Source organism: Saccharospirillum sp. ABV4_185, from assembly GCF_056159245.1.
On the sequence record NZ_JBSWUW010000001.1, the window covers coordinates 2,618,357 to 2,633,834 of the forward strand.

Here is a 15,478-nt window from a genome sequence, read left to right on the forward strand (position 1 = left end):
ACTGCAACTCCTAGAACGTCAGCGTAACGGACTGGTTGATGACCAGTCGGTCGCGCTCGTAGGCATTGATGTTCGATATTAACCATTCTGCGCGTCCGCCGGTTCGGGTTTGTAACCAGGGTTTGGCCTGCCAGCTTAAACCCAGGTCGGCGGTGATCAGTTGGTCTTTGCGCACCTTGGTCTGGTTGCTGCTGCTGTTTTCCAGAAACAGCAAGTCGTCGTCCTGATAGGTGCGCAGATCATGACGGAAAGCGAAGTCGGTGCTCAGCTTGTGGGGCCATTGCCAGCCCAGGCTGTAGCGATTGCTGATGCCGTTCCACTCCAGGTGTTCATCGCTGTTGCCGCCACGCCGAAAGCGGACGAACTGGCTGTCGAAACGATGCCGGCGATTGTTCTCTGCGGCGGTAAACAGCACGCCGATGGCGTCGGTACTGCTGTCGGCCGCTGCATCGCTCTGCGCAAAAGCCATATTAAGCTGAGCGGCCAGGCCACCTTCCAGAACGCCCCACAGTGGCGTTGTTGCCTGGCCACTTAACGCCGCTGAAAACTGATATGCCTCGCCACCGACCAGATTCTGGCTGAGGTTAGTGGACACCTGAGCACGTGATTTGCGCGGCAGGGCGCGTTGCAAGCGGTACTGAGCGGTGACGCGGGTCTGGTTGAACTCTTCTTCATCACCCGGGTAACGAGTGGTCTGGCCGAGCAGACCGAACACATGTCCGGTTTTCAGGCTGGTCGGTTGCACCAGGCGGGCACCGAAACGGAACTGGCTGTAGACGCTGTCGATGGCCAGCGACTCTTCGCTCAGGTCGGTCAGGCCCAGCAGATTGGGGTCGAGCTGACCATCCAGATTGCCACCGCCGTTGATGTTGGTGTCGTAACCGGCTTCGAGGCCGGCAAACATCGTGAATTGACGATCACGGGCGCGTTCAATGGCGGTTATGCGGTCGAGAAAGGCCTGAATGTTGGCCTGAACCTGGGGCGGCGGATTGGTGGCCAGTACCCGTTCGAACTCGGTGCGGCTGCGTACCAGATTGTTGTTGGCGTAGTAGGCCCGGGCCAGGTCAAGGCGGGCGCGGTGTTGTTCCGGCTGCATGATGAGTACGCGTTCCAGCGCGAAGATGGCTTCGCGGGTGTCACCATCGTGCAGCAGCAATTGGGCGTAGTAGAAATCGAAGCGCGGCGTACCTTCAAAGCGATCCAGCAGCTCTGGTGCCATGATGCGGGCCGGCTGCCACTGGCCGGCACGAATCATGCTGATAAATTCTTCGAGCACCGGGCCGTTAACATCCTGGTCCAACGGCACAACCGGACCGTTGGTGTTGGAGGATTCGGCAGTGGCGAGCAGCGGCAGGGACAGCGCGAAAGCGAGTGCTGAAGCAGAAATGATGCCGGTCCGGCGGCGGAAATGAGCAGAGAGATCCATTGATACTTCGTCCATGGCAAATGATCCCGTCCTCAATTGCAGCCCCAAATGGACGATAACTGCAATAATCGGGCTGGGAACTACTTAAGTTGAGCGTTGGTTGCTATGCTTAGGAGCAGTTTGCCTATCAGTTCACAAAGTAGACCTTTTCGGTCTGGCCAACCACGCGGTCAGTCCACTATTTGACTGGAAATTGTCCACTTTGTGATCAGTTTAACAGTGCGACCTTGTAATTGGTATTCCAGGCGTGCTGGTGCAGTAATAAAGGAGCCCTAATGGGTTTGGACCTATCTGATTCGCTCAATAAGCACGTCTTGTTGGTTGACGACTTTGCCAACGTGCGCAAGTCGATCAAAAGCATGATTACCTCCATTGGGCTTCGCAATGTTTTTGAAGCGGCACATGGTAACGAGGCGACCCGCATTGTGCGGGAGCAAAAGCTCGATATCGTCATGTGTGACTACAACCTGGAAAAGGGCAAAAACGGCTCTCAGTTGCTCGAAGAGTGGCGTAAGCGTGGCTGGCTGTCGCACGAAACCATCTTTGTGATGATCACCGCGGAAACTTCCCGTGACCGGGTGATGGGCACCCTGGAATTCCAGCCGGACGACTATCTGGCCAAGCCTTTTGCCATGGATACGCTGAAGCAGCGCCTGGTGCGCTGGATGGACCGCCAGGAAGAGCTGCGGCCGGTCAATGCCGCTTTGGATAAAGGCGACTGGGCGCAAGTGGCCAAGATGTGCCGCGATCTGATCAAGAACAAGAGCCGCTATCGTTCCTGGGCACAGCGCAAATATCACCAGGCGCTGTTGAAGCTGGACCGACTGGAAGACGCCACCAAGTTTCTGGGCATCGTACTCAAAGAACGAGAATACCCTTGGGCGCGCTTGGAAGTGCACCGCATTCAGGTTGCCCGCAAAGAACTGCAGAAGGCCGAGAAAGGTCTGCGTACTCTGATCAACAAAGAACCCAACCTGATCGACGCCTACGATCTGCTGGCTCAGGTGCAGAACATGTTGAAGCAGCCGGAGCATGTGCAGCACACCCTGGAGCAGGCATTGGAGCGCTCGCCACTGAGCATTCCGCGGCAGCGCAGTCTGGCCAAGGTAGCAACCGGCAATGGCGATCTGGCGACGGCAACCCGCGCCTACAAAGAGGTGGTCAATCTGTGCGAAGGCACCATGCACGATGCGCCGGACGTTTATAAAGACGCCCTGCGCGCCACCCGGACCCGCATGGCGCTGGAAACCAATGAAGCCCAGCGCCGCCGGTTACGTCTGGATGCGATGACCTATCTAAAGAAGTTGATGAAAAACTTCCCCGACGATACCGATGCCGATCTGGTATCACGCGCGTACCGTTCTTTCCTCAACGATCCGCAGGATACGCGTGCCCGCGCCGATGGCTTTATTAAGGAGCTGGCGCAAAAGGCTTCTCGCAAGATGGAAGAGTTGTCGCAGGACAGCGCCGTGGACATCGCCGAGATCATCTACGAAAAAGGCGAGAACGAACTGGCGGACGAATTGATCGACAAGCTGCGCGATTATCATCGCTCGTCCAAGGCTTTCCTGGAACGCTTGAACCAGGTGCAGACCGAACCGACGACGACCGTGGAGACGCGCGAGAAAGCGCATCAGATGAACATTCAGGGCATCGAGCATTACAAGAAGAAGCGTTACACCGAAGCGGTGGGACAGTTCGAGGAAGCACTGGAATTGTCGCCGCGTCACCCGGGTATCATTCTCAATCTGGTGCAGTCGAGTCTGTTGGAAGTGGGCACCGGTTCGCCGACCAAACAGCGGCTCGATCAATGCGTGGAGCTGGTCAAACGACTCAGCTATCTGCCACGGGACCACTATCAATATGATCGTTACCTGACCATCCGCTCCAAACTCAACGACCTGACCGATGGCGCAGTCATCGCTCAATGACGAGGCAGTCGATGAATAAGCTGGAACTCGACATGAACACCATCATGGCGTCGACCGTTCATGATGTGAAAAACGCCCTGAGCCTGATCGACGATCAGATTCGCGATGTGATGACCGAAGTGGCACAAGCCAGTCCTGAAGGTGCGGCCTACTTGAATCGCATCCGTCTGGAAACCGGCCGCATCAATAATGACCTGGTGCATATGCTGGGTCTGTATCGCATGCATCAAAACACCTTCCATCCAAGCTTCGATGATGTGCCGGTGGAAGAGGTGGTGCAGGACGCCAGTTCACGCTACACCGAAAGTCTGGCGGCGCTGGGCATCGAGCTGAATATCCAGATGGATGATCGGGATTGCGTTTGGTATATGGACCCGGCGCTGATCGAAAGCGTGCTGGCGAATATTCTCACCAACAGCATTCGCTATACCAAGGATCGTGTAGATCTCTTCGTGTCTGAACGTGACGGTGGGTTGTCTATCCGTGTTATCGATAACGGCGAAGGTTATCCGGAAAAAATGCTCAATTTTATGGGCACCGAAGACGAACAGGGCGATGTGAACTTCCAGACCGGCAGCACCGGCCTGGGCTTGTTTTTCTGTAACCAGATTGCTGGCTTGCATCGTAACGGCAATCGTCATGGCACCATCAAGCTGTCGAACGACCCCAAGGGCGGCGCCAGCTTTGAACTCTGGTTGCCCTGAACGACTCGCAGCCGTCGAGGCCAGGGAAGAGAGTTGACCGCATGGTCAGCTTTGCTATCCTTGGCCCGTATCAACTACCCCTCAGGCCGTCATGACCGAGACCGCCCTTCCTGCTGGCGCTACTTTGCTGCTGGCTCAAACACTGGATTTTCCCACCCCGACTGAATGTCGCCATCAGCCACAGGCTGCACTGGTAATGGCCGGCGGCCGCATTTATTGGCATGGCGACCGTGCCGATCTGCCCTGGCCACACGACGCCTTCGATGCCAGCTATGACTACGGCGATGCCTGGCTGCTGCCGGGTTTTATCGACAGCCATGTTCACGCCGCCCAGATGCCGGTGATGGCCAGCTGGGGTGAACAACTGCTCGATTGGCTGGAGCGTTACACCTTCCCGGCCGAGCGTCGTTTTGAAGATCCGGCGGTGGCGCGCCAGGCCAGCGGCGTCTTTCTCGACAACCTGCTGGCGCACGGCACCACCACCGCCATGGTGTTCGGCACGGTGCACGAAGATGCTACCGATGCGCTGTTCGAGGCGGCTCAACAGCGCGGCATGGCGATGATTGCCGGCAAGGTATTGATGGATCGCCACTGCCCGGATTTTCTGCGCGATACCGCCCAAAGTGGTTTTGATGCCAGCGCTCGCCTGATTGAGCGCTGGCACGGCCGTGACCGGCTGCGCTATGCGGTGACACCGCGCTTTGCACCGACCTCGACCGAAGCTCAGCTGGAAGGCGCTGGCGCGCTGATGAAGTTAGCCGAGGGTCTGTACAGCCAGACTCACGTCTCGGAAAACCCGGACGAAGTCGCCTGGGTGCAATCGCTGTTTCCCGATGCCAAAGACTATGTCGACGTCTATGAACGCTACGGCCTGCTTAACGATCATGCGGTGCTGGCGCACGGCCTGCATCTGACCGATCGCGAATGGCGAACGCTGGCCAGCACCGGTACCCGCCTGGCGGTGTGCCCGACCTCGAACACCTTCCTCGGCAGCGGTTTGTTTGATTTTCAGCGCGCTGAAACTGAAGGCGTTGTGTTGAGTTTGGCGACTGATGTCGGTGGTGGTACTTCCTTGTCGCAACTGGTTTCGGCGGCCGAGGCCTACAAGGTGGCGCAGTTGCGCGGCAAAAAATTATCCGCCGGTTGGCTGCTGCATCAGATGACTCAGGGCAATGCGCAGGCGCTGCATCTGGGCGATCAGATCGGTACTTTGGATGTGGGTAAGCAGGCTGATCTGGTGGTGTTGAATCCGTCAGCCAGCCAGAATCTATCGATGCGTCTGGAGGGTGTCGAGGCGCTGGATGAACAGTTATTTGCGTTGGTGATTCTTGGCGACGAGCGTTTGACCGAGGCAACCTGGGTTGCCGGTGTGCGTCGTTATTGCAATGGCCAGACAACATCCATAAGCTAAAAACAACGCGGAATCAGTAAGTTAAGGAGCTTCTGCGTGCTTTGCCGGAAGTTTCCTTAACCCACCCCTTTGCAGTGTAGGAATCCACCATGGTCGATCAGGCCCAGAAACGGCTGAAGCAAGAATTTCAGACCAAGGAAAAAGCCGGGCGCATTCGTCAGCAAAATGAAGCCGTCATCCTGAAAGCGGCGGAAATGGAATTTTCTCAGCATGGTTTTCGTGGTGCTTCGTTAAACGCCATCGCCGAACGGGCAGGCTTGCCCAAGTCGAATATCCTCTATTATTTCCAGAACAAGGCCGGGCTTTATGGCGCGGTCTTGTCGGACATTCTGGGCATGTGGAACCAGGCGTTTAACGACGCCACCGTCGATGACGACCCGGCCGAGGCCATCGGTGCCTACATTCGTGCCAAAATTCGTTATTCACGCAGCCATCCACTGGCCTCGAAAATCTTTGCCATCGAAGTGATTCAGGGTGCGCCGCATCTGAAAAAATATCTGGCCGATGATCTGCACATCTGGGCGCGCGGTCGTGCCAAAGTTATCCAGGCCTGGATCGATGCCGGCAAGATGGACGCTGTCGATCCCTTGCATCTGATGTTTTTAATCTGGGGGGCCACCCAGCATTACGCCGACTTTGCGACCCAGGTGCAGTGGGCGCTGGACAGTGACGAACTGGATGAAGACGACTACAACACCGCCGTAGAAACGGTGACGCACGTGGTGCTGAAAGGCATCGGCCTGGGCTGATTTAGCTCAGCGTTGTGCGTTGTTTTTCTCGTGCTGAATCAGTAATTCATCCAGCGTCAGTTGGTAGGATTCGACGAAGTGGGTCATAAAATAATCCGCTTCCGGATGTTCCAGCTTGCGGATCTTACGTTCGATATCGAGCGCTGCCCGGGAGAATTCCTGATTATTGGCGTTGAGTTCAGACTGACACTTCAAATAGGCGCTGATCAGATCGGCCGCCTTGACCAGTTCGGCGACTTCCGGATCCATTTCTTTATGGCGCAAATAGGGCGTATAAGCCTTGTGCATCCAGGCCGGTAATTGCTCCAGCATTTCCTGCTCGGCTTCGTCTTCAATGGCTTTGTAAGCGCCGGTAATGGTGCTTGAGTGGTACTTGATCGGCGACGGCAGATCGCCGGTGATGATTTCGCCAACGTCATGATAGAGCGCGGCAGTGGCGACGCTTTCCGGGGAACACTCGCCGTTGAACTGCTCATTGCGAATCACTGCCAGAGCATGAGCGATGGTCGCCACCTGCCAGGAATGTTCCATAACATTTTCTTCGATGACATTGCGCTTTAGGCCCCAGCGTTTGATCCAGCGCAGCCGACTGAGATAAGCGAAGAACCGATAGGTGGTCATTGTTTCTCCCGGCGGCGAATGGCGTAACGGCAGCGCTGGCCATCATTGAGCAGATGTTCGGCGCGTTCAACCTGAAAATCCGGCCCTAAGCTGTCACGAAACACCGACAATTCCGAACGACAAAAATTCTGACAATGCTCGGCCGCCGAGCAGATCGGACAGTGGTGTTCAATCAATTCCCAACCGCCATCGGTGGCGATGACTTCGGCCATATAACCTTCACGTGAGCGTTCACTGGCCAGGGCATCCAGCTTGGCATCGGCATTGCCGGCAACCTTATTCAGCGCAGTGCGATAACGCTCGCGTTGACTGTTTTCGCGTTCGGCGATCAAACGCTCCAGACCTTCCTCACCAAACAGCTGACGTACCTGACTGATCAGTTCCACGGTTAAACGGTCGTGACGATCACCAAAGCGATCGTGTCCGCTGCGCGTCAGTCGCCATAGCCGACGCGGCCGACCACGGCCACTGGGGGTATCCTGCCAGTGCACCAGACCATCGCGTTGCAAGCGTTCCAGATGGCCGCGTGCGCCCATGCTGGTCAGGCCGGTGGCATCGCCGACATCGGCCGCCGTCAGGGCATCGCTGCGTTTAAGCAGCTGCAAGATATCATCGCGGGCACTCATGGAATGGGCAGTCTCAGGTTACAGGCTGGTTAACGCCTTAGGTGGTCGTCAGCGCGGACTTTTCAAGTCTGGCGCTTGGCGCCGGTGCTGACAAGGTCTGGTAATCACTGGGATGGAGTGTTGAGATAATCACTGATCGAATTCAGAGGTGACGATGTTGCAGTTAAGTATTCCTCGCGCCTTGCGCGCTGGTGATCGTCTGGCGGCGGTCAGTTCGTCCTGGGGTGGCCCGAGCGTTTTTCCGCAGCAATATGAATTGGGCAAGCGTCAGTTGGAAGCCGAATTCGGCGTCGAATTGGTGGCCATGCCCAATGCCTTGCGTGATGCCGGCTGGCTGGCGCAAAACCCGGCGGCGCGCGCGGATGATTTGATGCAGGCCTTTGCTGATCCGAATATCGCCGGCGTGATTTCCACCATCGGCGGGGATGATTCCATTCGACTGCTGCCGCATCTCGATGTCGATATCTTGCGACAAAACCCAAAACCCTTTCTCGGTTATTCCGACAGCACCATTACCCATCTAGCCTGTTTGCAAGCCGGCCTGCGGTCTTACTACGGCCCGTCAATTATGGCCGGCTTTGGTGAACGCGGTGGCCTGCTGCCTTTTATGGTCGAGAGCGTCCGCGCCACCTTGTTCGAACCGCAAGCGTCCTGGATCTTGCCGCAAAACGATGGCGCCTGGTTGACGGAGGTGGTCGATTGGGGGATTCCGGTTGAGGGCAGTCCAGTGCGCCCGCGCGAGCAGCCAACGTCATGGCACTGGCTGCAAGGCAGCGGCGAGGTGCGCGGTCATCTGCTCGGTGGTTGCATGGATTCGCTCAACGAATTGCCGGGCACACCGCTGTGGCCAACACCGGAGCAGTGGCAGGATGCGGTGCTCTTTATGGAAACCTCAGAGGAAGCGCCACCGCCGGATCGGCTGCTGCGTTTTATCCGCTCGCTCGATGCCATGGGCGTATTGCGCCGCTTGAATGGCATTCTGCTGGGCCGTCCCGGCGGTTGCCGGCCGGAGCGCTTTGCCGGTTACGACGCTGCCTTGTTGCAAGGCGTGCGTGCTGAGGCCGGGCTCAATATTCCGCTGGTGACGCAGCTCGACTTCGGCCATACCGATCCGATGTGGGTGTTGCCGATGGGCGCGCAGATCGCCATCGATTGCGATGCGCAGCAGTTGCGTCTGTGTGAGCCGGCGACCCTGCCAAGTGACTGATTTTGCTTGAAAGATAGGGTAGAGTAGCCGGCACTGAATCACTGCGAAATGGCTGCTATGACCACCGAATTTGACGACATTCGCCCTTATCACGACGACGAAGTACCGGCCATGCTCAAGGCCACTTTGAATGACGTCGAATTGCACAGCGCCATCGCTTCCTGGGTGGCGCCGGGATTAAACCGCAAGGCGCCCTGGCTGATCCGTCCCTTGGTCAAGCTGGTGCTGAAGTGGCATTTTCGCGGTGTGCGCCGGGTCGATGATTTCCAGCCCAAGCTGCGCGGCTTCGTTAAACGCATTCTCGATAAGTCGGTTGCCGATTTGCAGGTGCGCGGTCTCGATAAACTCGATCCGAACAAGGCCTATCTGTTTGTCTCCAATCACCGCGACATCGTTATGGACCCGGCCATGGTCAACTGGGCGCTGTACCACGCCGGCTTTCAGACGGTGCGTATCGCCATTGGCGATAACCTGCTGAGCAAGCCCTTTGCGTCTCATCTGATGCGGCTGAACAAGAGTTTTATCGTGCGGCGTGCCATCAAGGGTGTGAAAGCCAAGTGGCAGGCGGCGCAGACGCTGTCGCGTTATATCCATCACTGCATCACCGTCGACAACGCCAACGTCTGGATTGCCCAGCGCGAAGGCCGCGCCAAAGACGGTTACGACCGCACCAATCCGGCGGTGATCAATATGTTCAGTCTGAGCAAGCCGGTCGATCGCGACTTCGGTGATTACATTCGCGAGTTGAACATCGTGCCGGTGTGCATCAGCTACGAACTCGATCCACTCGATCTTGCCAAGGCGCGTGAGCTGCACGCTCAGTTGGAAAAGGGCGGTTATCGCAAACGCGCCCACGAAGACATTCAGTCGATTGCCCGGGGAATGACCGGTTGGAAAGGCCGGGTGCAGCTGACCTTTGGCGACGTGCTCGATGGCGATTACCAATCCGACGAGGCGGTGGCTGAAGCGATTGATCAGCAGGTGCATCAGCTGTATCGCGTCTTTGAAACCAGCGATTGGGCTTATGCCGTGCTCGAAGGTAAGACACCCACGCCTGCCAATGCCGAAGTCGAACAACTGGCGCGTCGTGTCGGCAGTGCCCGCGCAAGCCTCAAACCTTATCTGCTGCGGCAATACGCCAATGCGGTACGCATGAAACAGGGCCAGGCGCCGCTGGTGGCGCCGCAGCCTGGCGACGACAGCGCCGCTCAGTAACCGCGACTTTCCTGCGGCAACTGGCCGTTCATCACCCGCACGGCGGCGGCGCGCTGATCATTGCGCAGCCGTCGGTTGGCGACAAAGCGCACCAGCCAGGGCAGCGGCCGAATTGCTTGACCGGTCGCCGACGCCAGCACATAAGCCTTAGCACATTGCTCGAATAACTCAGCATTGCATACCAGACGATTGGCGGTGGTGCCCAACAGCAAAGGCTGACCGGCAAGCCAATGGACGTTACCGCCGCTGTCGAGATGTTGAGTGTCGTGTTGGCTGACCGCTGCCATCTTGCCCAGATACCGGACTTGGGCGTCGAACACCCCAGGCATCTGACCGTCCAGGTCGAACAAATGCTGGCCATAGCGACCGCAGCCCGCGGCGATGGCACAGACGTCCAGGCGACTGCGAAACAAATGCTCGGCCAAGGCTGACTCGCCGTTGCCGGCGCCGGCCATCCATTGCGGTCGTCCGGCTCTGGCCTTGCCAAACCAAAAGCCGTCGACGCCAGGTACGCGCAAGGCCAGCCAGGCACTGGGTGTTTGCAGCAGCTGCTGGCTGTTGAGCCGGCTTAGACTCGATTGCCAGAGCTTACGCTGAGTCTCGATCAGCTCGCTCATACGCCACCTCCTGTTGCAGATCTCTAAGCAGAGCGGTCAGTTGGGCAGCCTCCGCCGGTTGTTCAGCTCTCAGGCGCTGCTCAATACGTTGCTGCAAATGCGCCGCTGCGAACTGTTCCAGTTGTTCCATCGCCGCTATGGCTGTATCGCTGTCGATACCGGCGCAGAGTACGCCCTGATGGCGCATCAGCCAGATGTGGCCGTGCTGATCAAGGGCACGTTCGAGTCGGTTAGCCAGCCAGCGTGTGCCAGGCGCGTAGTCAACCAGGACGATTTGTTGCCCAAGCATGGTTTGGTGCGCTGCCGGTACAGCGATGGTTTCGCCCAGCAGGGCGCAGGCGCTGGCCAGGGGTTGGTGGCTGTGAATGCTGCAGTTCAGGTCGGGTCGGCGGCGCAGCACCCGGGCGTGCAGTCTGGATTCGACCGATGGCGGTCGCGTCGCTTCAATCAGCGACAGATCGTTCAGTCGCAGTACGCAGATATCAGCTGCGGTCATGTTCAGACAGTCGGTTGCCGGGGGCGTAACCGCGACCACGTCCTTGTCCAGGCGCAACATCAGGCTGCCGCCAGCGGCAGCAAAATACCCTTGGTCGGACAGTTGCAGGCACAGCTCAACCATGGCCTGGCGCTGGTGTTCAAATAGCATCGTTAGCTTCCCTTGTTATTGCATCCTTGGTCTTACCCGCTACACCATAGTACCGATGTCAGAGTTCGCTATAACGATGCCATTCGTCATGCCAACCTCTGCTCCAGATTGTGAAGCGGTTCTAGCTGTTTAACTTTGTTGAGTGCCAGCAACTCGTCGATATGTCACTGCCCGCCACCACGGGGTGCCTTGAAGCGCTCAGGATTTGCCGCCATCCGCGTCTGAGAAATCATCTTATACCGTTATCTTGCGGAGCGGTTTTGCGTTCTGGTGGGCTAGTGGGTTGGGGGTGGGGTTAACAGGGGTGGGCCGTGCGTTAGATGGAGCGGGTAGTGGTGTTAGATGAATTGAGCAGGGGAAAAGACAAGGGAAAAGGTCCGTTGGTTTGGCGCGGTGGTGAATGGCGCTGGACCGGCTGGCCGGACGTACAACCGGTCCGTGACGGCTAGCTGGCGTCGGCCAGCCAGTTACGAATCACCAGTCGGCCACTGGAGTCATCCCGTTCGAAGTCGATGCGTCGCGGCAGGGCGTCGGCACCTTCGCCATAGTAGGACGGGAAGCTGACGGTCCAGCCGGATTGTTGCAGCCGGGTCAGGCGGCCCTGGTTATCGAGCGTCAGGGTGCCGATATCACGTGGCGAAGCCCGACCTCGTACCCAGTATTGCAGGTGATCCAGCGGCAGGTTCATATCGGCCAGCCGTTGACCCAGTTCGGTCAGGCTACGCGCGCGCCAGACATCATCGCCCTGGCGCAGCGTGACCCGTCCCGGCCGGCCGGCCACTTCAACCCGGCCCTGGCCCAGCGGACCGCTCAGTTCGATTTTAAAATCGGCTTGCGATTGCACCCAGTCGACATTGAAGCTGCTCGCTTCGCTGGCATTGCGTACCGCCATCTTGCCGCTGAACGCCCAGGTTTCGGTGAGGTCGGCGTAGTCGGGTTGCGGTTCGCGGTTGGCACAGCCGGCGAGGACCAGCAGCGCGGTTATCAGTATCAGCAGCTGTTTCACAGTTCCACTCCGAAGCGTTCAACCATGCCTTCGGCAGTCGGGCTGCTGGCGTTTAACTCGAAAGCATGACGCAACCAGCGCAACGCTTCGTCGCGTTCGCCCTGAACCCATAACACTTCGGCCAGGTGAGCGGCGACTTCATCGTTATCAAAGTCGGCCAGCGCTTTGCGCAACCAGTCTTCGGCAACCACCAGATTACCCAGTCGATATTCCACCCAGCCTTTGGAATCCATGATCGCCGGATCGTCCGGCTCCAGTGCCAGAGCGCGATCAATGTAGTCTTTTGCCTGCGCCAGATTGATGTCGCGATCGGCCCAGCTGTAGCCCAGGGCATTCAGCGCCGAGGCATTGTCCGGGTCCACTTCCAAAACGGTGCTGAGGTTGCTGTCGGCCAGTTCATAGTTGCCGGTGCCGGTAGCGATCAGCGCCTGGTCGTAGAGCAGGGCGGTATCACGCGGGTTCTGTTCCAGGCCATCATCCAATACCGCTATGGCGCGTTCCGGTTCACCCCGGCTGCGCAGCGCGCCGGCTTCCAGTCGCCAAAGCAGGGCATTCTGCTGTGGGAGATCGGTGCGTGCCTGAGCCAGCAAGTCGCGCAGTTCCGCCAGATTATCCTGTGCCCAGAGTTCGCTCAGTTCGGCCAGCGCCGAAATCCGGTAAGGCGCTTCCTGCACTGCCAAAAAGTGATTGGCGGCCAGCTCTGGACGGGCGTATTCGACGTTGATGCGACCCAGATAATAGTGCGCTTCATCGGCGTGAGCGCTTTGTGTCAGTCGTTTGAACAGCGCTTCGGCGGTGTCGTAATCGCCGGCTTCGAACGATTCACGAGCGAAGGTGCGCACGATCAACGGTTCGTTGGGGAAACGGTTGAACAGTGATTCCAACACCTCGGTTTTATCGGCCATGCCCTGGCTGAAGGCGAAACTGGCATAGGCGCTGGCGACCTGACTGTTGTCGGGAAAGCGCTCGGTCAGGTCGGCGATCAACTGGTGCGCCTGATCAATCTCATCGCGCTCCAGATGCAGACGGTAGGCCAGCAAGCCGGCGCCCGGGCTGTCGGACAGCTGACGCGAGCGCTGCACCTGAGCATAGGCGGCATCGAACTCGCCGGCATCGGCCAGCAGCCGGGCGCTGCCATAAGGCAGATTGGCCGATCGCGGATACTGTTGCTGCAAACGCTGGTAAATGTTCGCCAGTTCGATCTGACGTTGCGGCGATAGGTGACCCGTTCCGATCAGGGCAGTCTCCACCGGCGCCTGAGGGTCACGATCGAGCCAGGCGATAAGCGCCTGCTCACCGGTCGTAAAGTCGCCGTTGGCCAGGCTCGATACCGCCAGACCCTGCCAGGCTTCCGGCACGTCCGGTTCCAGCTCAACCCAGTGTTGGGCGTGTGTCTGCATGCGGCCGTAGTCGTTGATCAACTGGCTCAGCGCCGAGGCGCGGCGGGCCACCTGTGGATCGTCGATGCGGTTGTCGAGGCTGCTGTACAGTTCGGTCGCGGCCCCAAATTCACCTCTGTTGGTGGCAATTTCCGCGAGCAATAACTGATAGAAGCTCTGACCATCGAGCGGTGTGGTGGCGATGTCAGGCTCAGCGGTGACGGCTTCGGCGGAACTGCTCTGGGTTGCTGCCTGCGTTGGCTCCGGCGCAGCACTGGACGAGGTCATGGCGGTGGCGCAACCATTGAGCACCAGGCTGGCCAGGGCGAGAATGGGCAAAACGCGAGTAAAGCGGGAACGGTCTTCAGTGTTGGCTGACTTCATGCGATGACGGTTGTCCTGATCAGTAGAAACGGCATGACTGCGCGGCTCATTGTGCCAGATGGTGATAGCACTGTCCCATCTGCGCCCGGGTGCGAGTTTGCAGCGATGCCGTCGATAATAAGGCGACGCCGCTACCAGGCTGACTGTTGTGCTGAGTAAAGCCGTGTAAAGGCCTGCCTTCGGCCATTTCCGCTGTCGGGGCTGTCGCCTCGAACCGGGAAAATCGGTAGACTACGCGCCTTCCAGCGATAGCGAGTGGACCCCGCCTGAGATGTCATTAGTGGCCATCGGCATCAATCATCAGACCGCCCCGATTGATATTCGGGAGAAGGTCAGCTTTGCACCCGAAACCATGTCGGAGTCGCTGGCGGCGGTGTTGTCGTTACCGGGTATCGAAGAAACCGTCATTCTGTCGACCTGCAACCGCAGCGAAATTTATTGCGCCGCCGACGAGCGCAGCATCGAAGCGGTGGTGCAGTGGCTGGCGGATTACCACAACGTCGATATCAATCAGTTGCGCGATGCGCTCTATATTCATGTCGATCGGCCGGCCATTGAACACCTCGGCCGGGTCGCCGCCGGGCTCGATTCCATGGTGCTGGGCGAGCCGCAAATTCTCGGTCAGTTAAAATCCGCCTTTGCCGTGGCCCAGGAATACGATTCGGTCGGCCAGCAACTGAATCATCTGTTCCAGCACAGTTTCCGCGTCGCCAAATCAGTACGAACTCAAACCGCCATCGGCGAAAATGCCGTCAGTGTTGCCTTCGCGGCGGTCAGCCTCAGCACCCGTATTTTCGATACCCTGAGCAATTGCCGGGCGCTGCTCGTTGGCGCCGGTGAAACCATCGATCTGGTGGCGCGTCATCTGCGCGATAAAGGTGTGACCGACCTGGTAGTGGCCAACCGCACCCTGACCCGGGCGCAGCAATTGGCCGAACAGTTTGGTGCGCGTGCAGTCTTGCTGTCGGACATTCCCGATGAATTACCCAAGGCCGATATTGTTATCAGCTCTACCGCCAGTCAGTTGCCGATCATCGGTAAAGGCATGGTCGAGCGCGCTCTGAAAAAACGCCGCCACCGTCCGGTCTTTATGGTCGATATCGCCGTGCCGCGTGATATCGAAGCCGAAGTTGGTGAACTGGGCGATGTCTATCTGTACACCGTCGACGATCTTAAGTCGGTAATCGAAGCCAATGTGCGCAGCCGACGTGAAGCCGCCAAAGAAGCGTTGCAGATTATTGGCCGCTCGACCGATGCTTTTAATCAATCCTTGATGGAACGGCAGGCGGCGGATGTGATTCGTCAGTTGCGCACCAAGACCGAAGCCATGAAAAGCAGCGAACTGGAAAAGGCGCGCCGCGCTCTGGCCCAGGGTGGCGATCCGGAGCAGGTGCTGGAACAGCTGGCGCGCGGCCTGACCAATAAACTGCTGCATGCGCCCACCGTTGCCTTGCGCAAAGCACACGGCGACGGCGAAGCCGATGCCCGTGACTGGGCCTCGCGCCTGTTCGATCTGGAAGATTCCTAGGTAGCCCTGGGCAAATTGATCAGAGGCT

The 15,478-nt window shown here is 58.3% G+C and carries 14 protein-coding genes; 7 read left to right on the forward strand and 7 right to left on the reverse strand.

The genetic code is table 11. The annotated features are described in order from the left end of the window. Positions 1-10: 10 nt before the first annotated feature. Positions 11-1,441 (reverse strand): tetratricopeptide repeat protein, encoded by a 1,431-nt coding sequence (locus tag ACXAE6_RS12400; protein ID WP_475148397.1) that lies wholly within the window; start codon positions 1,439-1,441, stop codon positions 11-13. Between the two features lie 260 nt (positions 1,442-1,701). Here ACXAE6_RS12400 and ACXAE6_RS12405 point away from each other — a divergent pair, with 260 nt between their 5' ends. From ACXAE6_RS12405 to ACXAE6_RS12420, 4 genes are all read left to right on the forward strand, one after another. Then, positions 1,702-3,357, forward strand: a complete 1,656-nt coding sequence (locus ACXAE6_RS12405) for a response regulator (protein ID WP_392802581.1) — start codon at positions 1,702-1,704, stop codon at positions 3,355-3,357. Between the two features lie 11 nt (positions 3,358-3,368). After that, positions 3,369-4,061 carry a sensor histidine kinase gene (locus ACXAE6_RS12410; RefSeq protein WP_475148402.1) on the forward strand — a complete coding sequence of 231 codons (693 nt, stop codon included), beginning with the start codon at positions 3,369-3,371 and terminating at the stop codon, positions 4,059-4,061. 91 nt (positions 4,062-4,152) lie between these two features. Then, positions 4,153-5,472, forward strand: coding sequence for a guanine deaminase (gene guaD / locus ACXAE6_RS12415; protein WP_475148406.1), 1,320 nt, complete (start codon positions 4,153-4,155; stop codon positions 5,470-5,472). Between the two features lie 89 nt (positions 5,473-5,561). After that, positions 5,562-6,221 (forward strand): TetR family transcriptional regulator C-terminal domain-containing protein, encoded by a 660-nt coding sequence (locus ACXAE6_RS12420; protein WP_475148410.1) that lies wholly within the window; start codon positions 5,562-5,564, stop codon positions 6,219-6,221. 6 nt (positions 6,222-6,227) lie between these two features. Here ACXAE6_RS12420 and yfbR read toward each other — a convergent pair whose 3' ends face one another. Next, a complete protein-coding gene (yfbR, locus tag ACXAE6_RS12425; RefSeq protein ID WP_475148415.1) occupies positions 6,228-6,842 on the reverse strand; it encodes a 5'-deoxynucleotidase in 615 nt (204 codons plus the stop codon). Continuing rightward, positions 6,839-7,468, reverse strand: a complete 630-nt coding sequence (locus ACXAE6_RS12430; protein WP_475148418.1) for a helix-turn-helix transcriptional regulator — start codon at positions 7,466-7,468, stop codon at positions 6,839-6,841. Before ACXAE6_RS12430 ends, yfbR begins: the two co-directional genes overlap by 4 nt. A 154-nt stretch (positions 7,469-7,622) precedes the next feature. Here ACXAE6_RS12430 and ACXAE6_RS12435 point away from each other — a divergent pair, with 154 nt between their 5' ends. Both ACXAE6_RS12435 and ACXAE6_RS12440 read left to right on the forward strand, forming a co-directional pair. After that, positions 7,623-8,675, forward strand: coding sequence for a S66 family peptidase (locus ACXAE6_RS12435; RefSeq protein WP_475148421.1), 1,053 nt, complete (start codon positions 7,623-7,625; stop codon positions 8,673-8,675). A gap of 57 nt (positions 8,676-8,732) precedes the next feature. Next, a complete protein-coding gene (locus ACXAE6_RS12440; RefSeq protein WP_475148427.1) occupies positions 8,733-9,890 on the forward strand; it encodes a 1-acyl-sn-glycerol-3-phosphate acyltransferase in 1,158 nt (385 codons plus the stop codon). On the opposite strand, the gene ACXAE6_RS12445 is transcribed toward ACXAE6_RS12440, so the two are convergent. The 4 genes from ACXAE6_RS12445 to ACXAE6_RS12460 all read right to left on the reverse strand — a co-directional run bounded on the left by ACXAE6_RS12445 (position 9,884) and on the right by ACXAE6_RS12460 (position 13,922). Beyond that, positions 9,884-10,507 (reverse strand): hypothetical protein, encoded by a 624-nt coding sequence (locus ACXAE6_RS12445; protein WP_475148431.1) that lies wholly within the window; start codon positions 10,505-10,507, stop codon positions 9,884-9,886. The genes ACXAE6_RS12440 and ACXAE6_RS12445 overlap by 7 nt on opposite strands. After that, positions 10,479-11,153, reverse strand: coding sequence for a class II aldolase/adducin family protein (locus ACXAE6_RS12450; RefSeq protein ID WP_475148434.1), 675 nt, complete (start codon positions 11,151-11,153; stop codon positions 10,479-10,481). Before ACXAE6_RS12450 ends, ACXAE6_RS12445 begins: the two co-directional genes overlap by 29 nt. Positions 11,154-11,598: 445 nt before the next feature. Then, positions 11,599-12,159, reverse strand: coding sequence for a lipoprotein insertase outer membrane protein LolB (gene lolB / locus ACXAE6_RS12455; RefSeq protein ID WP_475148439.1), 561 nt, complete (start codon positions 12,157-12,159; stop codon positions 11,599-11,601). After that, positions 12,156-13,922, reverse strand: a complete 1,767-nt coding sequence (locus tag ACXAE6_RS12460) for a tetratricopeptide repeat protein (RefSeq protein WP_475148444.1) — start codon at positions 13,920-13,922, stop codon at positions 12,156-12,158. The genes lolB and ACXAE6_RS12460 overlap by 4 nt, the downstream gene beginning before the upstream one ends. Positions 13,923-14,193: 271 nt before the next feature. On the opposite strand from ACXAE6_RS12460, the gene hemA reads away from it, so the two are divergent. Further along, the gene (gene hemA, locus ACXAE6_RS12465) at positions 14,194-15,450 is read left to right on the forward strand and encodes a glutamyl-tRNA reductase (RefSeq protein WP_475148447.1); all 1,257 of its coding nucleotides are present in this window, start codon (positions 14,194-14,196) and stop codon (positions 15,448-15,450) included. The last annotated feature ends 28 nt before the right edge of the window (positions 15,451-15,478 follow it).